This window comes from Pseudomonas sp. S8 (assembly GCF_050473925.1).
GTDB lineage: Bacteria > Pseudomonadota > Gammaproteobacteria > Pseudomonadales > Pseudomonadaceae > Aquipseudomonas > Aquipseudomonas parakoreensis.
Window position 1 is genome coordinate 3,178,116 of the sequence record NZ_JBFDVZ010000016.1, and the last position, 23,571, is coordinate 3,201,686.

The 23,571-nt window shown below is 60.8% G+C and carries 22 protein-coding genes; 8 read left to right on the forward strand and 14 right to left on the reverse strand.

Translation table 11 applies throughout. The annotated features are described in order from the left end of the window. The first annotated feature begins 114 nt into the window (after positions 1–114). Positions 115–1,575 carry a membrane-bound lytic murein transglycosylase MltF gene (gene mltF / locus AB1J88_RS15560; RefSeq protein ID WP_080963251.1) on the forward strand — a complete coding sequence of 487 codons (1,461 nt, stop codon included), beginning with the start codon at positions 115–117 and terminating at the stop codon, positions 1,573–1,575. 85 nt (positions 1,576–1,660) lie between these two features. Here mltF and pdxJ read toward each other — a convergent pair whose 3' ends face one another. From pdxJ to lptF, 8 genes are all read right to left on the reverse strand, one after another. Continuing rightward, on the reverse strand, positions 1,661–2,407 hold the full coding sequence (gene pdxJ / locus AB1J88_RS15565) for a pyridoxine 5'-phosphate synthase (RefSeq protein WP_430291410.1): 747 nt from the start codon (positions 2,405–2,407) through the stop codon (positions 1,661–1,663). 39 nt (positions 2,408–2,446) lie between these two features. Beyond that, the gene (gene recO / locus AB1J88_RS15570) at positions 2,447–3,136 is read right to left on the reverse strand and encodes a DNA repair protein RecO (protein ID WP_103484915.1); all 690 of its coding nucleotides are present in this window, start codon (positions 3,134–3,136) and stop codon (positions 2,447–2,449) included. A 170-nt stretch (positions 3,137–3,306) separates the two neighbouring features. Continuing rightward, the gene (gene era, locus AB1J88_RS15575) at positions 3,307–4,209 is read right to left on the reverse strand and encodes a GTPase Era (protein WP_041064729.1); all 903 of its coding nucleotides are present in this window, start codon (positions 4,207–4,209) and stop codon (positions 3,307–3,309) included. After that, positions 4,202–4,891: a ribonuclease III gene (rnc, locus tag AB1J88_RS15580; RefSeq protein WP_024011703.1), complete on the reverse strand. Its 690-nt coding sequence runs from the start codon at positions 4,889–4,891 to the stop codon at positions 4,202–4,204. Before rnc ends, era begins: the two co-directional genes overlap by 8 nt. 183 nt (positions 4,892–5,074) lie before the next feature. Then, positions 5,075–5,929, reverse strand: a complete 855-nt coding sequence (gene lepB / locus AB1J88_RS15585; protein WP_041064734.1) for a signal peptidase I — start codon at positions 5,927–5,929, stop codon at positions 5,075–5,077. Positions 5,930–5,938: 9 nt separating this feature from the next. After that, on the reverse strand, positions 5,939–7,735 hold the full coding sequence (gene lepA, locus AB1J88_RS15590) for a translation elongation factor 4 (protein ID WP_041064736.1): 1,797 nt from the start codon (positions 7,733–7,735) through the stop codon (positions 5,939–5,941). Between the two features lie 172 nt (positions 7,736–7,907). Continuing rightward, the gene (gene lptG / locus AB1J88_RS15595; protein ID WP_222016389.1) at positions 7,908–8,969 is read right to left on the reverse strand and encodes an LPS export ABC transporter permease LptG; all 1,062 of its coding nucleotides are present in this window, start codon (positions 8,967–8,969) and stop codon (positions 7,908–7,910) included. Next, a complete protein-coding gene (gene lptF, locus AB1J88_RS15600) occupies positions 8,962–10,083 on the reverse strand; it encodes an LPS export ABC transporter permease LptF (RefSeq protein WP_222016391.1) in 1,122 nt (373 codons plus the stop codon). Before lptF ends, lptG begins: the two co-directional genes overlap by 8 nt. Positions 10,084–10,391: 308 nt before the next feature. Here lptF and AB1J88_RS15605 point away from each other — a divergent pair, with 308 nt between their 5' ends. The 5 genes from AB1J88_RS15605 to rlmF all read left to right on the forward strand — a co-directional run bounded on the left by AB1J88_RS15605 (position 10,392) and on the right by rlmF (position 17,119). Continuing rightward, positions 10,392–11,882, forward strand: a complete 1,491-nt coding sequence (locus AB1J88_RS15605) for a leucyl aminopeptidase (protein ID WP_027610952.1) — start codon at positions 10,392–10,394, stop codon at positions 11,880–11,882. Between the two features lie 60 nt (positions 11,883–11,942). After that, on the forward strand, positions 11,943–12,371 hold the full coding sequence (locus tag AB1J88_RS15610) for a DNA polymerase III subunit chi (RefSeq protein ID WP_041064748.1): 429 nt from the start codon (positions 11,943–11,945) through the stop codon (positions 12,369–12,371). 8 nt (positions 12,372–12,379) lie between these two features. Beyond that, entirely contained in the window at positions 12,380–12,775 is a 396-nt protein-coding gene (locus tag AB1J88_RS15615; RefSeq protein ID WP_430291411.1) for a DNA polymerase III subunit chi, read from the forward strand. Between the two features lie 251 nt (positions 12,776–13,026). Beyond that, a complete protein-coding gene (locus tag AB1J88_RS15620) occupies positions 13,027–15,873 on the forward strand; it encodes a valine--tRNA ligase (protein ID WP_007965170.1) in 2,847 nt (948 codons plus the stop codon). 226 nt (positions 15,874–16,099) lie between these two features. After that, on the forward strand, positions 16,100–17,119 hold the full coding sequence (gene rlmF / locus AB1J88_RS15625) for a 23S rRNA (adenine(1618)-N(6))-methyltransferase RlmF (RefSeq protein ID WP_430291413.1): 1,020 nt from the start codon (positions 16,100–16,102) through the stop codon (positions 17,117–17,119). Positions 17,120–17,344: 225 nt separating this feature from the next. On the opposite strand, the gene AB1J88_RS15630 is transcribed toward rlmF, so the two are convergent. Continuing rightward, positions 17,345–17,626 (reverse strand): HU family DNA-binding protein, encoded by a 282-nt coding sequence (locus tag AB1J88_RS15630; protein WP_003221909.1) that lies wholly within the window; start codon positions 17,624–17,626, stop codon positions 17,345–17,347. Positions 17,627–18,021: 395 nt separating this feature from the next. Between AB1J88_RS15630 and yejK the strand changes: the two genes are divergently transcribed. After that, positions 18,022–19,026 carry a nucleoid-associated protein YejK gene (gene yejK, locus AB1J88_RS15635; protein ID WP_430291414.1) on the forward strand — a complete coding sequence of 335 codons (1,005 nt, stop codon included), beginning with the start codon at positions 18,022–18,024 and terminating at the stop codon, positions 19,024–19,026. Next, positions 19,026–19,376, forward strand: coding sequence for a glutaredoxin family protein (locus tag AB1J88_RS15640; RefSeq protein ID WP_145597532.1), 351 nt, complete (start codon positions 19,026–19,028; stop codon positions 19,374–19,376). Before yejK ends, AB1J88_RS15640 begins: the two co-directional genes overlap by 1 nt. Positions 19,377–19,535: 159 nt before the next feature. On the opposite strand, the gene AB1J88_RS15645 is transcribed toward AB1J88_RS15640, so the two are convergent. The 5 genes from AB1J88_RS15645 to AB1J88_RS15665 form a co-directional block, all read right to left on the reverse strand. After that, on the reverse strand, positions 19,536–20,471 hold the full coding sequence (locus tag AB1J88_RS15645; RefSeq protein WP_222016402.1) for a glutathione S-transferase family protein: 936 nt from the start codon (positions 20,469–20,471) through the stop codon (positions 19,536–19,538). Positions 20,472–20,555: 84 nt separating this feature from the next. Beyond that, positions 20,556–20,858, reverse strand: coding sequence for a GIY-YIG nuclease family protein (locus AB1J88_RS15650; protein ID WP_047292696.1), 303 nt, complete (start codon positions 20,856–20,858; stop codon positions 20,556–20,558). Positions 20,859–20,897: 39 nt separating this feature from the next. Then, complete coding sequence (locus AB1J88_RS15655) at positions 20,898–21,368, reverse strand: nuclear transport factor 2 family protein (protein WP_003221901.1); 471 nt, start codon at positions 21,366–21,368, stop codon at positions 20,898–20,900. Between the two features lie 193 nt (positions 21,369–21,561). Then, positions 21,562–22,848, reverse strand: coding sequence for a CynX/NimT family MFS transporter (locus AB1J88_RS15660; RefSeq protein ID WP_430291415.1), 1,287 nt, complete (start codon positions 22,846–22,848; stop codon positions 21,562–21,564). Further along, positions 22,838–23,497: a FadR/GntR family transcriptional regulator gene (locus AB1J88_RS15665; protein WP_430291416.1), complete on the reverse strand. Its 660-nt coding sequence runs from the start codon at positions 23,495–23,497 to the stop codon at positions 22,838–22,840. The genes AB1J88_RS15660 and AB1J88_RS15665 overlap by 11 nt, the downstream gene beginning before the upstream one ends. Positions 23,498–23,571: the final 74 nt, after the last annotated feature.

Below are 23,571 nucleotides of genomic sequence, written 5' to 3' on the forward strand. Positions count from 1 at the left end.
AAAATGCCGCTAATCCCCATTCCTGCGGGGTTTCGTGCGGTTTTGTGATCTCTAGCAGACAAGCCCCTCACTGTCGAGATATGGCGCCCGCAGCCGTTTGCGTATACTGCGCACATGTTTTTCCCAACGGCTTTGCGTCCGCGGTACGCCAAATGGCTGATCGCAACCGGACTCTTCCTGATGCTCGGTGGTTGTGTTGATAAACCCAACACACTTGAGCGCGTAAAGGAGGATGGTGTGCTGCGGGTGATTACCCGTAACAGCCCCGCCACCTACTTTCAGGATCGCAGCGGTGAAACCGGCTTCGAATACGAGCTGGTGAAGCGCTTCGCCGACGATTTGGGGGTCGAACTGAAGATCGAGACCGCCGACAACCTCGATGACCTGTTCAACCAGATCGGCAAGCCGAACGGCCCGGTACTGGCGGCGGCGGGCCTGGTCAGCAGCGAGGAGCGCAAGAAGCAGGTGCGCTTCTCCCACTCCTACCTCGAAGTCACCCCGCAGATCATCTACCGCAACGGCCAGTCGCGCCCTACCGACCCGGGCGATCTGGTCGGCAAGAAGATCATGGTGCTCAAGGGCAGCACCCACGCCGAACAGCTGGCCGAGCTGAAAAAGAAATTTCCCGGCATCGAATACGAAGAATCCGACGCCGTTGAGGTGGTCGACCTGTTGCGCATGGTCGATGAAGGCCAGATCGACCTGACGCTGGTTGATTCCAACGAAGTGGCAATGAACCAGGTGTACTTCACCAACATCCGCGTGGCCTTCGACCTCGGCGATGCGCGCAGTCAGAGCTGGGCCGTGGCCGCCGGCGAAGACAACAGCCTGCTCAACGAGATCAACGCCTACCTCGACAAGGTGCAGAAAAACGGCACCCTGCAGCGCCTGAAAGACCGTTACTACGGCCACGTCGATGTCCTTGGCTACATGGGCGCTACCACCTTCGCCCAGCACCTGCAGCAGCGCCTGCCCAAATACGAACAGCACTTCAAGGCGTACGCCAAGAAAGAGAAAATCGACTGGCGCCTGCTCGCGGCCATCGGTTATCAGGAATCGCTGTGGCAACCGGCGGTCACTTCGAAAACCGGCGTGCGCGGCTTGATGATGCTGACCCAGAACACCGCTCAGGCGATGGGCGTGTCGAACCGGCTCGATCCCAAGCAAAGCATCATGGGCGGCGCCAAGTACCTGGCCTACATGAAGGATCAGCTCGACGAATCGATTCAGGAACCGGACCGAACCTGGTTTGCCTTGGCGGCGTACAACGTCGGCAGCGGCCATCTGGATGACGCGCGCAAACTGGCGTCCCGCGAAGGCCTGAACCCGGACAAGTGGCTGGACGTGAAGAAGATGCTGCCGCGCCTGTCGCAGAAGCAGTGGTACAGCAAAACCCGCTACGGCTACGCCCGGGGCGGCGAGCCGGTGCATTTCGTGGCGAACATCCGTCGCTACTACGACATCCTGACCTGGGTGACCCAGCCGCAGCTCGAGGGCGATCAGGTGGCCGAGGGCAATCTGCATGTGCCGGGGATCGACAAGTCAAAACCGGCGCAAGAGCCTGCCCCGCTCTAAAAGCAAAAGATCGCAGCCTTCGGCAGCTCCTACAGGGTTTTGCGTACATCTGTAGGAGCTGCCGAAGGCTGCGATCTTTTGATCTTCAGCCTTTGAGCGCAGCCGCCAGAATCAGCGCCTTCATCTCGGACACTGCCGACTTGAAGCCCACGAACAACGCATGCGCCACCAGCGCATGGCCGATGTTCAATTCGTTAATGCCCTTGATCGCTGCCACGGCTTCGACGTTGTGATAATGCAGGCCATGCCCGGCATTGACGATCAGGCCCTGCGCCAGACCAAACGCCACGCCGTCCGCCACACGCTTCAATTCCTCAGCAACTTCGGTCGGGGTCTCGGCATCAGCGTAACGCCCGGTGTGCAGCTCGATCGCCGGGGCTCCTACGCGCCTGGACGCAGCGATCTGGCGCTCGTCGGCATCGATGAACAGCGACACTTCGCTGCCGATCTTCGACAGGCGCTCGACCGCCGCCTTGATCCGCTCTTCCTGCCCCGCTACATCCAGACCGCCTTCAGTGGTCAGTTCCTGACGAGTCTCCGGGACCAGACAGATGTGTGCCGGACGGATGCGCTCGGCGAACGCCATCATTTCTTCGGTGACGCCCATTTCAAAGTTCATGCGAGTCTGCAGCACATCCTTGAGCAGCAACACGTCGCGCTCCTGAATGTGCCGGCGGTCTTCGCGCAGGTGCACGGTGATGCCGTCGGCGCCCGCCTCTTCCGCGTCCAGCGCAGCCTTGACCGGATCCGGGTAGCGCGTGCCACGGGCCTGACGCAGGGTGGCGACGTGGTCGATGTTCACGCCAAGAAGAATGCGATTGCTGGTGGTCACGGATGCGCTCCTGAAGGGAAAGATTCGGCGCACAGCATATCAGGGCTTGCGAAATAGCTCGCGGCTGACGAGGGGCCGACCGCCCAAGTGAACGGCCAGTGCCTGACGCATCAGACGCTTGGCTGCCGACAGTGCGCCGGGGGCGGACCAATCGGCTTCAGCCATGGCCAGTAATTCAACGCCGTTGAACAAGCCCGGTTGCAGCAGGTAGACCCGCTCAAGCCCGGCATCCACTTGCAGACGATAGAGACCGTCCGGCGCGACCGGTTCGCTGTGGATATCGGTGTTCAGGGAGAAGCCGTAACCGAGATCGTCCAGCAGGCGCCATTCAAAGGAGCGCAACAACGGCTCCAGCGGGCGACCTTCGGCCAGCGCCAACAGCGTGGCAGCGTAGTGATCGAACACCGCCGGGTGCGGGTCTTCGGCGGGCAGCAGGCGGATCAGCAGCTCATTGAGATAGAGGCCGCTGAACAGCGCCTCGCCGACCATCCAGGTCGCATTACCGGCACTTTCCATGCGCCCGACATTCTTCAGCTCACCCTTGCCACGAAACTCGACTTCCAGCGGCACGAACGGTCGCGCCAGTGTCCCGGCCTTGCCCCGCGCACTGCGCAACACCGCCCGCAGCCGACCTTGCGGCGTGAGGAAGTCGACCAGCGCGCTGGTTTCGCGGTAGGCGCGCGAATGCAGGACGTAGGCGAGTTGGGCGGGAGGTGGGGTTTGCGACATGGAGTTCTCGATGAAGAAACGCAGTCTTGAGATCAACATAAACCAAATGTGGGAGCGGGCTTGCCCGCGATGGCGGATTCACATTCAACATCTCTGTTGAACATTACATCCTCATCGCGGGCAAGCCCGCTCCCACAGGGTTCTCTGGTTTAAACAGGAACCGAGATTTTTTACAGGTCGCCGTAACCCAGCGAACGCAGAGCACGCTCGTCGTCGGACCAGCCGCCCTTCACCTTGACCCACAGGTTGAGCATGATCTTGGCGTCGAACAGCAGCTCCATGTCCTTGCGCGCTTCGGTGCCGATGCGCTTGATGCGCTCGCCCTTGTCGCCAATGATGATCTTCTTCTGGCCGTCACGCTCGACGAGGATCAGCGCATGGATGTGCAGGGTCTTGCCCTGCTGCTTGAACTCTTCGATCTCGACGGTGATCTGGTACGGCAGCTCGGCACCCATCTGGCGCATGATTTTCTCGCGCACCAGTTCGGCGGCAAGGAAACGGCTGCTGCGGTCGGTGATCTGGTCTTCCGGGAAGAAATGATCGTTCTCCGGCAAGTGATCGGCGATGACCTTTTCCAGTGCGTCGAGGTTGTGCCCTTGCTGCGCGGAAATCGGGATGATCTGCGCGTTCGGCAGCTGTTCCTGCAACCACGACAGGTGCGGCATCAGCTCGGCCTTGTCTTCGATGCGGTCGGTCTTGTTCAGCGCGACGATCAGCGGGCCGGTCACGTACTGCACGCGCTCCAGGACCATCTGGTCTTCTTCGGTCCACTTGGTGCGGTCAACCACGAAGATCACCACATCGACGTCTTTCAACGCCGCCGAGGCGGTTTTATTCATGTAGCGGTTCAGGGCCTTTTCGCCACCCTTGTGCATGCCGGGGGTGTCGACGTAGATCGCCTGCACGTCACCTTCGGTCTTGATCCCGAGCATGTTGTGACGGGTAGTCTGCGGCTTGCGCGAGGTGATCGCGAGCTTCTGGCCGAGGATGTGGTTGAGCAACGTCGACTTGCCAACGTTGGGACGGCCGACGATGGCAACGTAGCCACAGCGAGTTGCGTTTGTATCAGTCATTGCCATTCTCCACGCCCAGGGCAATCAGTGCTGCGGCGGCCGCTACCTGTTCGGCAATACGACGGCTCACACCCTGACCTCGGCTTTTTTCATTCAATAAGACCACTTCGCACTCGACGAAGAAGGTACGGCAGTGGGGCTCACCCTGGATATCCACCACTTCATAGCGTGGCAGTTCACAACCGCGCGATTGCAGGTGTTCCTGCAGACGGGTCTTGGGATCCTTGTTGGTGTCGACCAGCGTCAGGCCTTCGAACTCACCGGCCAACCAGGCCAGCACGCGCTCGCGAGCGACGTCCATGCCGGCATCCAGGTAGATCGCGCCGATCAGCGCTTCGAGGGCATCGGCCAGAATCGATTCGCGACGGAAACCACCGCTTTTCAGTTCGCCCGAACCCAGACGCAGGTAGTCGCCCAGGTCGAAACCACGGGCCAGCACGGCCAGTGTCTCACCCTTCACCAGGCGTGCGCGCAAACGCGACAACTGGCCTTCGCGAGCCAGCGGGAAGCGATCGAACAGCGCCTCGCCGGCGACGAAGTTGAGGATGGCATCGCCAAGGAATTCCAGGCGTTCGTTGTTACGCCCGGCAAAGCTGCGGTGCGTGAGGGCCAGCAGCATCAGCTCCTGATCCTTGAAGGTGTAACCGAGCTGGCGCTCGAGACGGCTTAGAGAAACGCTCACGGTTTACCCACGCTGAGTTCGTGGCTGGATTCCACTGCCATCGCCGGGGTACGGCGCAGGCCTGGGACAATTAACGCTGTGTTCAAAAATGACGTCCTGAATATCGTGGCTTCATGCCCTGGCGCCAATTTGTGTCGACGCCAGAAATGCATTCGGCGCTGTGGTCAACAGCGCCGTGATTGATTACTTGATCAGGCCAACCCGCGAGAAATTCGGCAGGTGGCTGAGTTTCGGTTCCGGCCAGCTCATCCAGACAGCGAAGGCTTTGCCGACGATATTCTGGTCGGGAACCATGCCCAGCAGATCCTTGGGAATGTTCGGATCATCCCAGTAGCGACTGTCGTTGGAGTTATCGCGGTTGTCGCCCATCATGAAGTAGTGCCCGGCCGGCACGGTCCAGGTATGGTCCGGCGTCGCGCGGTAGCGGCTCATTTCCTTGCGGATCAGGTGCTCGGCGGCGCCGAGTTTTTCCTTGTAGAGTTCCGCGCTGCCCAGCGTGCCCGGCTCGGAGCCGACCAGTTGCTCGGCAATCGACTCGCCATTGACGAACAGACGCTTGTCGGCGGTGTAACGCACCGTGTCGCCCGGTACGCCGACTACACGCTTGATGTAGTTGACGTTAGGGTCGCTCGGGTAGCGGAACACCATCACATCGCCACGCTGTGGATCACCGACTTCGATGATTTTCTTGTCGATCACCGGCAGGCGGATCCCGTAAGAAAACTTGTTCACCAGAATGAAGTCGCCGACGTCCAGCGTCGGTTTCATCGAGCCGGACGGAATCTGGAACGGTTCCACCAGGAACGAACGCAGCACCAGCACGATGAACAGCACCGGAAAGAACGACTTGCCGTATTCGACCAGCAACGGCTCTTTGTTCAGCTTCTCGACCACCACGGGCTCGGGCTGGCTGACACTGCCTTGATAAGAGGCAATCGCAGCACGCCGGCGCGGCGCCAGGAACAGCAGATCGAGCAACGCCAACAGGCCGCAGACGAACACGGCGATGACCAGCAACAGCGGGAAATTTAGTGACATAGGACCTGACTATTCCAACCTGAGCACGGCGAGGAAGGCTTCTTGTGGAATTTCCACGTTGCCGACCTGCTTCATGCGTTTCTTACCGGCCTTTTGCTTTTCAAGCAGCTTTTTCTTACGGCTTACGTCACCGCCGTAGCATTTGGCCAATACGTTCTTTCTGAGTGCCTTGACGGTGGTCCGGGCGACGATCTGACCGCCAATGGCCGCCTGGATCGCCACGTCGAACATCTGACGAGGAATCAGTTCTTTCATCTTCTCGGTCAACTGGCGACCTTTGAAGTGCGAATTGTCACGGTGCACGATCAACGCCAGGGCGTCGACCTTGTCACCGTTGATCAGCACGTCCAGTTTCACCAGATTAGCCGATTGGTAACGATCGAAATGGTAATCCAGCGAAGCATAGCCGCGGCTGGTGGATTTGAGACGGTCGAAGAAGTCCAGGACCACTTCGTTCATCGGCAGGTCGTAGGTCACTTGTACCTGATTGCCGAGGAACAGCATGTCGACCTGTACGCCGCGTTTCTCGATGCACAGGGTGATGACGTTGCCCAGGTGTTCCTGCGGAACCAGAATATTGGCTCGCACGATCGGCTCGCGCATGTCTTCAATGGCCGACACATCCGGAAGCTTGGACGGGTTGTCGACGTAAATCGTTTCACCGGTTTTCAGCACCAGCTCGAAAATTACCGTTGGCGCGGTGGTGATCAGGTCCAGGTCGTATTCGCGCTCGAGGCGCTCCTGGATGATCTCCATGTGCAGCATGCCGAGGAACCCGCAACGGAAGCCGAAGCCCAGTGCGTCGGAGCTTTCCGGGGTGTACTGCAGCGAGGAGTCGTTCAGGGTCAGTTTCTGCAGCGCTTCGCGAAAGTCCTCGAAGTCGTCGGAACTGACCGGGAACAGACCGGCGTAAACCTGTGGCTGGATGCGTTTGAAGCCGGGCAGCACTTCAACGTCCGGGGTCGAGCTCAGGGTCAGGGTGTCACCGACCGGTGCACCGTGAATGTCCTTGATGCTGGCGATGATGAAGCCCACTTCGCCGGCCTTGAGGTCAGCAGTGGCAGTGTGTTTCGGGTTGAACACACCGACGCTGTCCACCAGGTGGATCTTGCCGGTGGATTTCACCAGGATCTTGTCGCCCTTCTTCACGCGGCCATGACGCACGCGCACCAGGGAAACAACGCCCAGGTAGTTGTCGAACCAGGAATCGATGATCAACGCTTGCAGCGGATCTTCGATGTTGCCGGTCGGCGCAGGAATGGTCGCGACCAGACGCTCGAGCACTTCGTCGACACCCAGGCCGGTCTTGGCGCTGCAGGTAACGGCGTCAGTGGCGTCGATGCCGATGATCTTCTCGATCTCGTCCTTGACGCGGTCCGGCTCGGCCTGTGGCAGGTCGATCTTGTTCAGCACCGGCATGACCTCGAGGCCTTGCTCGATGGCGGTGTAGCAGTTGGCCACGGACTGGGCTTCAACACCCTGACCGGCATCGACCACCAGCAATGCGCCTTCACACGCGGCCAGGGAACGGCTGACTTCGTAGGTGAAGTCGACGTGACCCGGGGTGTCAATGAAGTTCAGCTGGTAGGTGACGCCGTCTTTGGCTTTGTAATAGAGGGTAACGCTGTGGGCCTTGATGGTGATCCCGCGTTCGCGCTCCAGATCCATGGAATCCAGTACCTGGGCTTCCATTTCACGCTCGGCCAGGCCACCGCACATCTGGATGAAACGGTCAGCCAGCGTCGACTTGCCATGGTCAATGTGGGCGATGATGGAGAAATTGCGGATATGACTCAAATCACTCACGGATCAACACTCAAAAAGGCTGCAGGCTTGGCCCGCCGAAAAATAGCCGGGAATTGTACCTGATACACGGCGCAAGCGTCACGTTCGCCTGTCACCCGGATTGCATACGAAAACGCCCCGATCTGTCGACCGAGGCGTTTTCGCGGTTAAAGCATTGGCAACAACGTGGCCATCAACCGGCGCGTCGCAGCAACCAGACACCCGCCAGCGCACAGACCGTGGCCGGCACCAGCACCGCGAACAGCGGCGAGAAGCCAAACACCAGGCTCGACGGGCCGAGCAGATCCTGGACGATGCGGAAGGTGAAGCCCACCAGCACGCCGGTGAACACTCGCTGACCGAGGGTTACCGAGCGCAATGGGCCGAAGATGAAGGAGATCGCCATCAGCACCAGCGCAGCGGTGACCAGCGGCTGCAACACCTTGACCCAAAATGCCAGCCAGTAACGACCGTTGCTCAGGCCTTGATCCGCCAGATAGTGGATATAGCCCCACAGTCCGGAAATCGACAGCGCCTCAGGCGCCATCACCACCGTGTTGAGCAATTGCGGGCTCAGCGATACATCCCACTCCTCGCTCGGCGCGTTCACCACTTCAGTGTTGCGCTCATGGAACACCGTAGTAGTCACGTCAGTGAGCAGCCAGCGCTTGCCGTCGAACTCCGCACGCTTGGCGAAGCTGGAACTGAGCAGGTGGCGCTCTTTGTCGAAGTGATAGCGGGTCACGCCATACAGCAGGCCGTCGGGTTGCACGGCGTTGATATGGATGAACTCCTCGCCCTGACGGTGCCACATACCGTGTTTGGCGCTCTGCGCATCGCCGCTGCCTTGCGCCAGCGAGCGATTGGCCTGGGCCATGCTTTCGGTGGCCGGGGCCACGTATTCGCCAATCAGCACGCCAGCCAGCATCAGCACCAGCATTGGCTTCATGACCGCCCAGACAATGCGCCCGATGGACACACCCGCGGCACGCATGACCGTCAGCTCGCTGCTGCTGGCCAGACTGCCGAGGCCGATCAGACAGCCGATCAGCGCGGCCATCGGCAGCATTTCATACAGGCGACGCGGCGCGGTGAGCATGACGAAGCTCAGCACGTCGGCCAGGGTGTAGGTATCGCTGACGTCGCTCATCTCGTCGATGAAGGCAAACAGGGTCGCCAGACCCAGAATGATCGCCAGCACGGCGATGATCGCCACGAATACACTACTGCCGATGTAGCGGTCGAGTTTAACCACGGGCCACCTCCAGCGCAGCGCTGCGACGGCTGGCCAGCTTCAGGCGCAACGGCTCCCAGTACAGCAGGCCGAGACCGATGACCAGGAAGATCCCGTGCACCCACCACAAGCCGAGCACCGCTGGAATCTTGCCTTTTTCGAGGGCGCCGCGGGCGGCAATCAGGATGGTCAGGTAAGCCATATAAAGAAGAATCGCCGGCAGCAGCTTCAGGAAACGGCCCTGACGCGGATTGACCCGCGACAGCGGCACCGCCATCAGGGTCACGATGAATACCAGCAACGGCAGTGAAATCCGCCATTGCAATTCAGCCTTGGAACGCTCGTCATCGGCGCTCAGCAGGGTCGAAGTCGGGATCGCATCACGGTCGGTGACTTCGTCGCTGGCATCGGGTTTGGGCAGCAATACGCCGTAGGTGTCGTATTTGATCGCGCGGTAATCGGCCTGACCCGGGCTGCCGTCGTAGCGGTAACCGTTGTGGAGGATCAGATAGCGGTTGCCGTCCGGGTGAATCTCCTGACGGCCCTTCTCGGCCACCAGCACGGAAATCCCCCGATCTTTCTGATCGGAGCCGAGATTTTTCTGCGAGATGAACACGCCGCCGAGGTTGACGCGGTCGTCGGTCAGGCTTTCGGTGTAGGTCACCCGAGTGCCGTCACGCAACGCCTGGAAACGGCCGGGTTCGAGGGTATCGAATTCGGTCAGGGCGTCCTGCTTGTTCAGCAGCAACTGAAACTGGTTAGCGCCTTGCGGGGCCAGACTCAGGCTCAGCCACGCCACCACCAGTGCCACCAGCGTCGCCGGAAACAGGGTCATGCGCAGCAGACGCTGCTGACTCATGCCGGTGGCCGAGAGCACGGTCATTTCGCTTTCGAGATACAGCCGGCCGTAAGCCAGCAGGATCCCGAGAAACAGGCCCAACGGCAGGATCAGCTGCATGAAACCCGGCAGGCGGTAACCCATGATCAGGAACAGCGATCCCGGATCGAGTTGGCCCGCAGCGGCCTGGGCAAGGTATTTGATGAAGCGACCGCTCATGATGATGACCAGCAGCACGGCGCTGACGGCGCTCAGGGTCAACATCACTTCACGGGACAGATAACGGAAGACGATCAAACCAGACACTCCAGGGTTGTCAGGCTAAGGCGGCCAAACAAGCAAACGTTTCGAGCGACCCGCAAGGCAGAGCCGTCGAAAAAAGATGCGGCATTATCCTGTGATTGAGGGCGCCTGTCACTGCGCACACTCACCCAAGCGTAGATTCCGTTGAAGATCGCACAACCGAGGGTTGTCAGGCGCGGTGAGCGAGGTTCAAACTGCCGCCTTCGTCGCAGGCACAGACCTGCGCCTCTTCTATCTATAAGCAGGCGACTGCGGACACCGTCGAACGCCTGTGTGTTGACCATTCATTCAGGGATCCGGACATGGAACTGGTTGTAAAAAGCGTTAGCCCAGAAACGTTGAAAACCGCCACCCTGGTGGTTGCCGTCGGCGAAGGCCGCAAACTCGGCGTCGCCGCCAGACAGGTCGACGAGCTGAGCGGTGGCGCGATCAGCGCCGTGCTCAAGCGTGGCGATCTGGCCGGCAAGGTCGGTCAAAGCCTGCTGCTGCACAGCCTACCGAACCTCAAGGCCGAGCGCGTGCTGCTGGTCGGCGTGGGCAAGGATGAAGAACTGGGCGACCGTCCGTTCCGTAAAATCGTGGCTGGCATCCTCAACACCCTGAAAGGTCTGGGTGGCAGCGATGCCGTGCTGGCCCTGGATGAAATCATCGTCAAGAACCGCGACAGCTACGGCAAGACCCGTCTGCTGGCGGAAACCCTGGTGGACGGCGAATACACCTTCGACCAGTTCAAGAGCCAGAAAGCCGAACCGCGCGCCCTGAAGAAAATCACCCTGCTGACCATCAAGGCTGCGCAGGCCGAAGTGCAGCGCGCCGTGAACCATGCCACCGCGATCGCCAACGGCATGGCCTTCACCCGTAATCTGGGCAACCTGCCGCCGAATATCTGCCACCCGACCTTCCTCGGCGAGCAAGCCAAGAACCTCGGCAAAGAGTTCAAGGATCTGAAAGTCGAAGTCCTCGACGAGAAGAAGATCAAATCCCTGGGCATGGGCTCGTTCTACGCCGTCGGCCAAGGCAGCGCCCAACCGCCGCGCCTGATCGTCATGCAATACAACGGTGGCAAGAAATCCGAGAAACCTTACGCGCTGGTCGGTAAAGGCATCACCTTCGACACCGGCGGCATCAGCCTCAAGCCGGGCGCCGGCATGGACGAAATGAAGTACGACATGGGTGGCGCGGCCTCCGTGTTCGGTACCCTGCGTGCCGTGCTCGAACTGAAACTGCCGATCAACCTGGTGTGCATCCTCGCCTGCGCCGAAAACATGCCGAGCGGCAACGCCTCGCGCCCGGGCGACATCGTCACCACCATGAGCGGCCAGACCGTGGAAATCCTCAACACCGACGCCGAAGGCCGTCTGGTGCTGTGCGACGCCCTGACCTACTCCGAGCGCTTCAAGCCACAAGCGGTGATCGACATCGCCACCCTGACCGGTGCCTGCGTGGTTGCACTCGGCGCCCACACTTCCGGCCTGCTGGGCAATAACGACGAACTGATCGAGCAACTGCTCAGCGCCGGCAAAGCTGCTGACGACCGCGCCTGGCAACTGCCGCTGTTCGACGAATACCAGGAGCAACTGGACAGCCCGTTCGCCGACATCGCCAACATTGGCGGGCCGAAGGCCGGCACCATCACCGCCGCGTGCTTCCTGTCGCGCTTCACCAAGAACCTCAACTGGGCGCACCTGGACATCGCCGGCACCGCGTGGACCAGCGGCGGCAAGGACAAGGGCGCCACCGGCCGTCCGGTTCCGCTGCTGACCCAATACCTGCTGGACCGCGCCAAAGCCTGAAACCGATGAACCTGAACGGCGTCACTTGGCGGTGACGCCGTTCCAGGCTCAGGAACCGCAATGACCAAAGTCGACTTCTATATCCTGCCCAGCGCCGATCCTTCGGCTCGCCTGGACTTTGCCTGCAAGCTCACTGAGAAAGCCTGGCGCATGGGCCACCGCATCTACCTGCATTGCAGCGATGCTGCTCAGCGTGACGATCTCGATGCGCGCCTGTGGGCGTTCAAGGGTGAAACGTTCGTGCCGCACGGCCCTGCCGAGAGCGAGCCGGATGGTTTGATCGTGCTGGGACTGAGCGCAGACTGCGGCGAGCATCAGGATCTGCTGGTCAACCTCGACCTGAAAATCCCGGCCTTCGCCAGCAAATTCGCCCGCGTGGCGGAAGTGGTGGTGGAAGATCCGACGATTCGAGCGGCGGCACGGGAGAGTTTCCGTTTCTACCGCGAACAGGGCTATCCTCTGCAAGATCACCGTTTACAGCGACTCTGAGTACGCCGATGGACACTCCAAAACCGCTGCAAAAGCCTGCGCACCTGCTGGACGATCTCGAATCGATCCGTCAGTTGCTCGGCGATGACAACCTGCAACCGCCGCTGCTGACCGACACAGTCGATGACGGTGAACAGGAACAGATTCCGATGCTGTTCGAGGCGGTTGGCAACGAGACGCCCGCCGTCGAACCGCCACCCGTCCCGGCCCCGACGCCTGCCGCCCAACCGGCAGCGCCTGTTGATAAAGGCCCGGACGCCCTGCTGCACCTGGACAGCGAACTGCGCGCCGCCGCGCAGTTGATCATGCAGGACGTGATCGACGACTTCGCACCGCACATCGAAACCGAAATCAAACGCCGCCTCGAGGCGCGGATGGAGCGGTTGCTCAGCCAGTACGAATAACCCGGATGGATCTCCTTGTGGCGAGGGGATTTATCCCCGATCGGCTGCGCAGCAGTCGTGAACCCTGCGAATACGCAGCGTGATTGAATTATTTGGGGCTGCTGCGCGGCCCATCGGGGATAAATCCCCTCACCACAAGGGTTCCCCCCAACATTAGTGTCCGCCCAGCCTCCCCCCGCTCGCCCTCTGCCCCATGCCCCGCTATACTTCCCGGCTTTTCCTGAATAAATGCCAATAGGGTCCCGCCGCGCATGGATAAGACCTACCAGCCGCACGCCATTGAAACTTCCTGGTACAACACCTGGGAGTCCGAGAACTATTTCGCACCGCAAGGCGCGGGCGATTCCTACACCATCATGATCCCGCCGCCAAACGTCACCGGCAGCTTGCACATGGGTCACGGTTTCAACAACGCGATCATGGACGCCCTGATCCGTTTCCGCCGCATGCAGGGTCGCAACACCCTGTGGCAGCCGGGCACCGACCACGCCGGTATCGCCACGCAGATGCTGGTGGAGCGTCAACTGGAAGCCACCGGGCAGAACCGCCACGACCTGGGCCGCGAGAAATTCCTCGAGAAAGTCTGGGAGTGGAAGGATCAGTCCGGCGGCAACATCAGCCGTCAGATCCGCCGCCTCGGCTCGTCCGTGGACTGGAGCCGCGAGCGCTTCACCATGGACGACGGCCTCTCGGAAGCGGTCAAGGAAGCCTTCGTACGCCTGCACGAAGACGGTCTGATCTACCGCGGCAAGCGTCTGGTCAACTGGGACACCAAGCTGCACACGGCGATTTCCGACCTCGAAGTGGAAAACCACGACGAAAAAGGTTTCCTGTGGAACCTCAAGTACCCGCTGGCCGACGGCGCGAAAACCGCTGAAGGCAACGATTTCCTGATCGTCGCGACCACCCGTCCGGAAACCATGCTCGGCGACTCCGCCGTCGCGGTTAACCCGAACGATGAGCGCTACAAAGCCCTGATCGGCAAATTTGTCGAGCTGCCACTGGTTGGCCGCCGCATCCCGATCATCGCCGACGATTACTGCGACCCTGAATTCGGCACCGGCTGCGTGAAAATCACCCCGGCCCACGATTTCAACGACTACGAAGTCGGCAAGCGCCACAACCTGCCGCTGCTGAACATCTTCGACAAGAACGCCAACGTGCTGCCCGCAGCCCAGGTATTCAACCTCGACGGCACGCTGAACGACAGCATCGACGGCAAGATCCCGGCCGAGTACGCCGGTCTCGAGCGTTTCGAAGCGCGCAAGCAGATCGTTGCCGCGTTCGACGCCGCCGGCCTGCTGGTCAGCGTCGACGATCACAACCTGAAAGTGCCGAAAGGCGACCGTTCCGGCACCGTGATCGAGCCGTGGCTGACTGACCAGTGGTACGTGTCGACCAAGCCTCTGGCCGAGCCTGCGATTGCTGCCGTTGAAGACGGCCGCATCCAGTTCGTGCCGAAGCAATACGAAAACATGTACTTCTCGTGGATGCGCGACATCCAGGACTGGTGCATCAGCCGTCAACTGTGGTGGGGCCACCGGATTCCGGCCTGGTACGACGAGTCGGGCAAGGTCTACGTCGGTCGCGACGAAGCCGAAGTGCGTGCCAAGCACAACCTCGGCCCGGACGTTGCGCTGCAACAGGACAACGATGTGCTCGACACCTGGTTCAGCTCGGGTCTGTGGACGTTCTCCACTCTGGGTTGGCCGGAAAAGACCGAGTTCCTGAAGAAATTCCACTCCACCGACGTGCTGGTCACCGGTTTCGACATCATTTTCTTCTGGGTTGCCCGGATGATCATGCTGACGATGCACCTGATCAAGAACGAGGACGGCACCCCGCAAGTACCGTTCAAGACCGTTTACGTGCACGGCCTGGTGCGTGATGGCCAGGGCCAGAAGATGTCCAAGTCCAAGGGCAACGTCCTTGACCCGCTGGACATCATCGACGGTATCGAGCTGGAAGCCCTGGTGCAGAAACGCACCTCCGGCATGATGCAGCCGAAACTGGCGAAGAAGATCGAGAAGCAGACCCGCGACGAGTTCGCCGACGGCATCGCCAGTTACGGCACTGACGCGCTGCGCTTCACCTTCTGCTCGCTGGCCTCGACCGGTCGCGACATCAAGTTCGACATGGGCCGCGTCGAAGGCTATCGCAACTTCTGCAACAAGATCTGGAACGCCGCGCGTTATGTTCTGGACAAGGGCGAAGACTGTGGCCAGAACGGCGAGGCCTACGAGCTGTCGCTGGCGGATCGCTGGATCATCTCGCAACTGCAACGCACCGAAGCCGAGGTGACCCGTCAACTGGATCAGTTCCGTTTCGACCTCGCCGCGCAAGCGCTATACGAGTTCATCTGGAACCAGTACTGCGACTGGTACCTGGAACTGTCCAAGCCAGTGCTGTGGGACGAAAACGCGCCGGTCGAGCGCCAGCGCGGCACCCGTCGCACGCTGGTGCGCGTTCTGGAAGTGGCGCTGCGTCTGGCGCATCCGTTCATGCCGTTCATCACTGAAGAAATCTGGCAGCGCATCGCGCCGCTGGCCGGTATTCAGGGCAAGACGATCATGCTGCAGCCTTGGCCAGTGGCCAACGAAGAGCGCATCGATCCGGCCGCCGAGGACGACATCGAATGGCTTAAAGGCCTGATGCTCGGCACGCGCAACATCCGTGGCGAAATGAACATCGGCCCGGGCAAACCGCTGCCGATCTACCTGAAGAACGTCAGCGCTGAAGACCAGCGTCGTCTGACCGAGAATGAAGCGCTGCTGAAGAAGCTGGCGCGTCTGGAATCGATCACCGTGCTGGCCGCTGGCGAAGAAGCACCACTGTCCGCCACCGCGCTGGTTGGCGAGATGGAAGTGCTGGTGCCGATGGCCGGCCTGATCGACAAGGGCGCCGAGCTGGCGCGTCTGGACAAGGAAATCCTGCGTCTGCAAGGTGAAGTCCAGCGCGTTGGCGGCAAGCTGTCGAACGCCGGTTTCGTTGACAAGGCGCCGGCCGAAGTCATCGAGAAGGAACGCGCCAAACTGGCCGAGGCTGAACAGGCCTTGGGCAAACTGGCCGAGCAACATGCGCGGATTTCCAGCCTGTAAGGGCAAGCCGCAATGAAAGAGGGAGGCCAAGTGGCCTCCCTTTTTTATTCCAGAACACCAATCCCCTGTAGGAGCTGCCGAAGGCTGCGATCTTTTGACTTTGATTTTTTTAAAAACAAGATCAAAAGATCGCAGCCTTCGGCAGCTCCTACATGCGTTCGGCGCATGACTCATCAATGTGGGACAATACCCGCCACTTTCAGCCATACCCGAATCGATCACACCCATGAACGCCCCCCGCCCCCCCAAACCTGCGCGCAAGAAACCTGATGCCGCGATCCCGGCCAAAGCCGTCGAGCCGCGTGAAAAGGCCAGCCTGCACCCGCGCAATCGCCACCAGGGTCGCTACGACTTCCCGGCGCTGATCAAGACCACGCCGGAACTGGCGAAATTCGTGATCACCAACCCGTACGGCAAGGAAAGCATCGACTTCGCCAGCCCCGACGCGGTGCGCGTTTTCAACCGGGCGCTGCTCAAGGCGTTTTATGGCATCGAGCATTGGGACATCCCGGCCGATTACCTATGCCCACCGGTCCCGGGCCGTGCCGATTACGTGCACTTTCTTGCGGACCTGCTAGCCAGCATGAACGACGGCAAGGTGCCGCGCGGTGCAATCGTCAACGTGCTGGACATCGGCATGGGCGCCAACTGCGTTTATCCGCTGATTGGTAACAGCGAATACCGCTGGCACTTCCTCGGTTCGGAAATCGATCCGACCGCCGTGGCTGCCGCGAAGGCCATCGTCCAGTCCAACGGCCTGAACAAGGTGATCCAGCTGCGCCAGCAGGAAAACCGCAAACACATCCTGATTGGCCTGCTGGAACCGGGTGAGCGCTTTGACCTGACCATGTGCAACCCGCCGTTCCACGCCTCGATGGAAGAGGCAACCAAGGGCAGCGAGCGCAAATGGCGCGCACTGGGCAAGGCTGATCCGAAACGCAAACTGCCGGTGCTGAACTTCGGTGGTCAGTCTGCCGAGCTGTGGTGTGAAGGCGGTGAAGCGCGTTTCGTGACGCAACTGATCGCCGAGAGCGCGAACTTCCAGCACAAGGTGCTGTGGTTCAGCACCCTGGTGTCGAAAGCCTCGAACCTGCCGGCCATCGAAACCGCCCTGAAAAAGGCCGGCGTGCTGGAAAGCCAGGTGGTGGAGATGTCGCAAGGGCAGAAACAGAGCCGCTTCGTGGCGTGGACCTTTCAGACCAAGTCCGAGCAGCAGATCTGGCGTCGCGAGCGCTGGGTGCGCTAAACATTGCATCGCCGGACACAAATCAATTGTGGGAGCGAGCTTGCTCCGGGCGGCGCTCCGACGAATGCGGCGCATCTGTCAATTCAACTTTGACTGACACACTGCCTTCGCGAGCAAGCTCGCTCCCACAATGGCATATGGTGCTCAGGAGTCGGCCATCAAATCGCAGGCACAAAAAAACCGTGCCCGGATCGCTCCGGTGCACGGTTTTTTTATCGCTGCGTCTTACTTGTTCACAGCGTCGGTCAGGCCTTTGGCCACAACCAGCTTGATCACTTTCTTGGCAGGGATTTCGATGGCAGCGCCAGTCGAAGGGTTACGGCCAGTGCGGGCAGGACGCTCGGTCACTTTCAGCTTGCCGATACCTGGCAAGGTGATTTCGCCGCCGTTTTCCAGCTGATCGGCAACGATTTGGCCCAGTTGGTCCAGAGCGTTACGCGCGGTGGTTTTCGGCGCGTCGATAGCTTCAGCGATGTCGGCGATCAGTTGGTCTTTAGTAAGAGCCATGTAGTGTTCCTTCCCTATCAAATTCATATGGATTGCAGAGTGCAGTGTCAGCCATCGAGCCCGATCTTCTGGATCTGGCACCCTCGGCGATAACCACGACGAGTCGGGTTATAGATACCGAAATCAGGGTTTGGTTCGACCTGACAAATGCTGATTGCACGCTTAACGCAGTGACTTCGCGTAAGACCGGGCAAAACTAGCACAGAGACGGGGAAATATCCGCCTCTAGCTACCCATTTGGTCAGGTTTATTGCTCTAAATCGGTAAAAAACTGCATAAGGGCGGTCACCCGCCCCGGATTTGCCCTTCACCCCGCGCCAAAACCAGTGGTTGCGGTACACTGGGCGCTTTTTCGGGGGAGCCCGCCCTCCTCCCTTCCACCAGCCGAGAAGCCCATGCCGATCCGTCATTGCATCGTCCACCTGATCGACAAAAAACCCGACGGCACGCCCGCAGTTCTGCACGCCCGCGACTCCGAACTGGCTGAGTCCGCGGCCATCGAGAACATGCTTGCCGACCTCAACGAGAGCTACAACGCCAAGCAAGGCAAAGCCTGGGGCCTGTTCCATCCGGAATCCGGCGCGTTTCCGTTCAGCGGCTGGCTGAAGGAATACATGGAAGGCGGCCAGGACTTCACTTCGTTCAGCAAAGTCGCGGTCGAGCATCTGCAGAAACTGATGGAAGAGTCGAACCTGTCGGTCGGCGGCCACGTGCTGTTCGCCCACTATCAGCAAGGCATGACCGACTACCTGGCGATCGCCCTGCTGCACCACAGCGAAGGCGTGGCGGTGACCGACGAGCTGGACGTCACCCCGTCGCGTCACCTCGACCTCGGCCAACTGCACCTGGCGGCGCGGATCAACGTCTCTGAGTGGCAGAACAACAAGCAGTCCAAGCAGTACATCTCGTTCATCAAGGGCAAGAACGGCAAGAAGGTTTCGGAGTACTTCCGCGACTTCATCGGCTGCCAGGAAGGCGTCGACGGCCCGGGCGAGACCCGCACCCTGCTCAAGGCCTTCAGCGACTTCGTCGAGAGCGAAGACCTGCCGGAAGATTCCGCCCGCGAGAAAACCAAGACTCTGGTCGATTACGCCAGCAGTCAGGCCAAGCTCGGCGAGCCAATGGGCCTGGAAGAGCTGTCGGAGCTGATCGACGAAGAACGGCCGAAAGCCTTCTACGATCACATCCGCAACAAGGACTACGGTCTGTCGCCGGAGATTCCGGCAGACAAACGCACCCTCAACCAGTTCCGCCGCTTCACCGGCCGCGCCGAGGGTCTGTCGATCAGCTTTGAAGCGCACCTGCTGGGTTCGAAGATCGAATACGACGAAGAGGCCGGCACCCTGATCATCAAGGGCCTGCCGACCTCGCTCACCGATCAGCTCAAGCGCCGCAACTGATGCTGGGCAATGTGCTGAAGAAGGTTGCGCTGGTTCTGCTGGTGGTGGTGATCTATCAGAACTGGGGCAAGATCGAGCGGGTGTTCAACCCGTCGCAGATGGTCTCTGAGCAGACGCGGGCGCAGGCCCGTGTCGTGCTGTATGCCACCGACTGGTGCGGCTACTGCAAACAGACCAAGCGCTTTCTCGACAGCAAGGGGATTCCTTTCCGGGAATTCGATATCGAGAAGGACGCCGAGGCGCGCAAAGCGTATGAGGCGCTGGGTGGGCGCGGGATTCCGCTGATCGACGTGAATGGCACGTTGATTCGCGGGTTCGACCCGGACGAAATCCTCGCTGCCCTGAAATAACACAACTCCTCTGTGGTGAGGGGATTTATCCCCGATCGGCGGTGAAGCCGTCGCAAAATCTGCCTGGTAGGGTGTGCAGTTTTTTGGGGGCGCTTCGCGCCCCATGGGGATAAATCCCCTCACCACAATTGCCCCCTCCAAGCAAAAGCCGCTTGCTGATCAGCGAGCTTCGATGCGGAAACCAAAGCGCGGGAAGTGCACGTGCACCACGCCACCACGCGGGTCTTCGCGGCGCAGGATCAGCTCTTCGCGGCCAGCAAACAGCAACTCCCCCACCACCGGGTCAACCCCGTAATCGACCGCAGCAATCGCCACCTGCTGCCCGGCCTTGAACCCGTTCGGATCGACAAATCGCTCATCCGGCAGCGCCGCCGGCGTCGAGGTGCGCGCCACTTCCAGCGCCGCTTCGGCGGTCATTTCGCTCGCGGCGCCATGGCCAAAGCCCAGCACACGCCCAAGCCAGGCCGTTACGGCCGGATATTCATCGACCAACGGCGCAGTGACGTGCGTCGCCTTGAGGAACCACAGCGGATGCGCCAAGGCGAAGTCGGCAATCGATGGCTCACCGAACAGAAAGTCGCCCTGCTCGCGCTGCAACTGCTGCTCCAGGCGCGCCATGATCGTTGGCCATTGGTGTTTGGCCTGTTCGGCCGGCAACCGCGTGGCGCTGCCACCACTGAACAGACCGGCACGGTCAGCGATAAACGCCTTGATCGCTTCCGGCGGCAACTTGCCGAAACGCACCGCCACCGATTCTGGCTGGAACACCAGACTGACCGCATGCTGGAACACCACCGAATCGGCCCACGCGGCAAAGCTGGCGCTGGTCATTTCCTGGCCTTCCGGGAAAAACGCTGGCAGGGCTTTTTCCTGCTCCAGACGACGGGCGATCAACGAGGTGTCGCAATAGATGTCCGCGCCGATCTGCAACACAGGAGTCTTGCGGTAGCCGCCAGTCAGCGCGGTCAGATCCGGCTTGGGCATCACCGGCGAAATGTGCACCGAGCGCCAGGACAAGCCTTTGAAGCCCAACAGGAGGCGAGCCTTTTCGGCAAATGGAGAGGTCGGGTAATGATGCAGAATCAACTCGGACATGCTCGGCTCCGCCGCACAGAAAGTGAATTGGCAGCTTAGCGTGCATTTGATTAGCAGCCTACAGATCTGGCTGATGGGAACCGATCAGTCAGATTGATAAGACGCGACCAGACATTCCTTGGCGCTCTTGCGCAGCTTCTTGATCAAGCGTTCCTGACGCAACGCATCGCTCTTGTCGCGGCAACGTTCGGTGTAGACTAGCGCCATCGCCGGGCTGGACAGGAAGAACCGCGCACCCTTGCCGCTCTGATGCTTGGCAAAGCGCCGCACCGGATCGTCGCTGATCCCGCAGTACAGCGAGCCATTGGCCGCGCGCACGAGGTAGACGAACCAGGACTTGCTCACGGGTTCGACAACATCAACCGGTTTTTCGCTGAGGCTGGTCACTTCGGGATCTGGACGTGTAGGAAACAGGCCGCGATCTTATCAGCGACCGGCCTGAAATGCCTTCAGCCCTTTCAGCGCCTGCGCCCGGACGGCGTTGCGTACCAGCGGTGTCCAGCCCAGCAGCAAGCCCTTGAAACCCAACGCCTGACGCGACCAGCGCCACAGGTCGAAATGGTCGTGGTGCTCGCAGATCTTGCCGTCACGAAAGACGAAGCGCGCCTGAATATCGTTGATCACCACGTTGCCGGTCTGGCTGAACAGATACGTCGCCACCCAATGCGCGCCACCGCTGCGCTCGTCGGCGCGGACATTGTCGAAGGTCAAGGAAAAGTCCTTGGCGCGAGTGGTGAGCATGCGCCACATGTCGCCGGCATCGCGCCCGCGCAGTTCACCGAAGGCCGGATCGCTGAACACCACATCGTCGGTATAGCACGCGGCCATGGCCTCGGCGTCGAGGCGCTGGAAGGCTTGGTAGAAGCGGGTGATCAGGGCGGCGTGGGCTTCGCTCATGGGCAAACTCCGGGGAATGGACAGATTGCCAGCACGATAAGCTGCAAATCGCAGAAACACTATCGGCATTCGTGCACCGAATACCCGGAGCACACAAATCCTGTAGGAGCTGCGGCACGCTGCGATCTTTTGATCTTCAAGACCGTCAAGATCAACATCAAAAGATCGCAGCGTGCCGCAGCTCCTACAGGTGTCAGATTTTCTCGCTTTGCACTTGCACGTACAGCGCCCGGCCGGCACCCAGCCCGGCAATGATCGCACCGGTGCCGATGATGCCGAAAATCCAGCCCACGGCATTCCAGCCGCCAGTCCAGTCATGCACCACGCCGACGGCGAACGGCCCCATCGACGCCAAGGTGTAGCCGAAGCCCTGGGACATGCTCGACAGGTTCGCCGCCACGTGCGAATCCCGCGAGCGCAGCACGATCAGGGTCAGCGCCAGACTGAACGTACCGCCCTGCCCCAGCCCCAACAGAATCGCCCAGCCCCAGAGTCCTTCAATCGGTGCATACAGGCAACCGAACAGACCACCGAGGGTCAGCGCCATCACCACCACGATCGCCAGGCGCTGGTCCTTGCCACGGGTCGCCAGCCACGGTGCAGCCAGTGAACTGGCGAGCTGGATGATCACCGAGCCGGACAGCACCAGGCCGGCCTGGGTCGGGGTCAGCCCGCGGCCGATCAGGATCGACGGCAACCAGCCGAACACGATGTACGCCAGCGACGATTGCAGGCCCATGTACAAGGTCACTTGCCAGGCCAGCGGATCGCGCAGCAGACCTTTCACCCGATAGGCGACGTTGTGCGCGCCGTGTTTCTGCCCGACCTGCGGCAGCCAGAACAGCGCTGCCACCAGCGCCGGGATCACCCAGAAACCCAGGCCCAGCGCCCAGCTGTGGTCGAAGTGTTCGCTCAATGGCACGGTGGAACCCGCTGCCATTGCCGCGCCCAGGCACAGGGCCATGGTGTAGACGCCGGTCATGGTTCCGGCGTGTTTGGCGAAGTCGCGTTTGACAATGCCCGGCAGCAATACACCGATGATGCCGATGCTCGCGCCACCAAGCACACTGCCGGCGAACAGCCCGATCTCACCGAAGTTGCTGCGCACAATGATCCCGGCGGCCAGGGTCAGCAGAATCCCCAGCACCACCCGTTCGGCGCCGAAACGCCGCGCCAGAATCGGCGCCAGCGGCGCGAACAGTCCCAGGCACAACACCGGCAACGTGGTCAGCAAACCGGCCTGCGCCGCAGACAGGCCAAGGCTTTTCGACACTTCGCTGAGCAACGGCGCCATGCTCGACAGCGCCGGGCGCAGGTTCAGCGCCACCAGAATCAGCCCCAGCAGCAACAGCCATGGCCGGCGCACCAGCGGGTGGCTTTGCTGCACGTGTTCGTCGTCGGCCTCGGCGTCGATCAGCAGCTCTTCGAGCTCCGCCGTGCGCTTGGGGGTTGAAAAGTTTTTCTCGCTTTCAAGGTTCATTGATCAACTGCCTCGATATGGCTTTGGCCCGTTCCGGGTCGCGTTGTTCGACCGCATCGAGCAACTCGATGTGCAGGTCGAACACTTCCTGACGGCGCGGGACGATGTTCAGCGTCTGGCGCAATTGCGCGCCGACGATGCTGGAAAAATAGCGATACAGCTCGCTGAGGGTGGGGTTGTGCGCGGCGTCCACCAGACGGCGGTGGAACACCAGATCGCAGGCAATGTAAGTGTCGAGATCGCCGTGGTAGTGGCTGCCGCTGGTGCCAAGCGCTGCGCGCAATGCGGTGAGATCTTCATCGGTGCGACGCAGCGCGGCCAGGCCAATCGCCTCGACTTCGAGAATGTGCCGGGTCTCGCGCGCCTGCTCCAGCGAGCAACGGGACAACGCCTTGAGCGTGTCCATCGGATCCACCACCGCGCGCAAATAACTGCCATCGCCCTGCCGGATTTCGATCAACCCGGAAAACGCCAACACGCGCATGGCTTCACGCACGGTGTTGCGGCTGATGCCCAGCTCGGCGCACAGCTCAGGCTCCGTCGGCAGCCGTTCGCCGATCTGCCACACGCCATCGGTGATGCGCTGGCGCAACTGATCCAGGGCCTGATCGACCAGGGATCGCTTGATCAAAGGTGAGGTGTCTGTCATGAAATTCGCCCTTTCATCCAATCATAGGATGAATTTTCTGACATGGTAGTCAGCTCAGGTGCCGCACACAACCC

What these genes read in the sequence shown, in the direction of transcription:
- mltF (WP_080963251.1), top strand. Translation starts at nt 115, where the DNA reads ATGTTTTTCCCAACGGCTTTGCGTCCGCGGTACGCCAAATGGCTGATC.
- recO (WP_103484915.1), bottom strand. Translation starts at nt 3,136, where the DNA reads ATGTCGCAAACCCCACCTCCCGCCCAACTCGCCTACGTCCTGCATTCG.
- era (WP_041064729.1), bottom strand. Translation starts at nt 4,209, where the DNA reads ATGACTGATACAAACGCAACTCGCTGTGGCTACGTTGCCATCGTCGGC.
- lepB (WP_041064734.1), bottom strand. Translation starts at nt 5,929, where the DNA reads ATGTCACTAAATTTCCCGCTGTTGCTGGTCATCGCCGTGTTCGTCTGC.
- AB1J88_RS15605 (WP_027610952.1), top strand. Translation starts at nt 10,392, where the DNA reads ATGGAACTGGTTGTAAAAAGCGTTAGCCCAGAAACGTTGAAAACCGCC.
- AB1J88_RS15610 (WP_041064748.1), top strand. Translation starts at nt 11,943, where the DNA reads ATGACCAAAGTCGACTTCTATATCCTGCCCAGCGCCGATCCTTCGGCT.
- AB1J88_RS15615 (WP_430291411.1), top strand. Translation starts at nt 12,380, where the DNA reads ATGGACACTCCAAAACCGCTGCAAAAGCCTGCGCACCTGCTGGACGAT.
- AB1J88_RS15620 (WP_007965170.1), top strand. Translation starts at nt 13,027, where the DNA reads ATGGATAAGACCTACCAGCCGCACGCCATTGAAACTTCCTGGTACAAC.
- rlmF (WP_430291413.1), top strand. Translation starts at nt 16,100, where the DNA reads ATGAACGCCCCCCGCCCCCCCAAACCTGCGCGCAAGAAACCTGATGCC.
- AB1J88_RS15630 (WP_003221909.1), bottom strand. Translation starts at nt 17,626, where the DNA reads ATGGCTCTTACTAAAGACCAACTGATCGCCGACATCGCTGAAGCTATC.
- yejK (WP_430291414.1), top strand. Translation starts at nt 18,022, where the DNA reads ATGCCGATCCGTCATTGCATCGTCCACCTGATCGACAAAAAACCCGAC.
- AB1J88_RS15640 (WP_145597532.1), top strand. Translation starts at nt 19,026, where the DNA reads ATGCTGGGCAATGTGCTGAAGAAGGTTGCGCTGGTTCTGCTGGTGGTG.
- AB1J88_RS15645 (WP_222016402.1), bottom strand. Translation starts at nt 20,471, where the DNA reads ATGTCCGAGTTGATTCTGCATCATTACCCGACCTCTCCATTTGCCGAA.
- AB1J88_RS15655 (WP_003221901.1), bottom strand. Translation starts at nt 21,368, where the DNA reads ATGAGCGAAGCCCACGCCGCCCTGATCACCCGCTTCTACCAAGCCTTC.
- AB1J88_RS15660 (WP_430291415.1), bottom strand. Translation starts at nt 22,848, where the DNA reads ATGAACCTTGAAAGCGAGAAAAACTTTTCAACCCCCAAGCGCACGGCG.
- AB1J88_RS15665 (WP_430291416.1), bottom strand. Translation starts at nt 23,497, where the DNA reads ATGACAGACACCTCACCTTTGATCAAGCGATCCCTGGTCGATCAGGCC.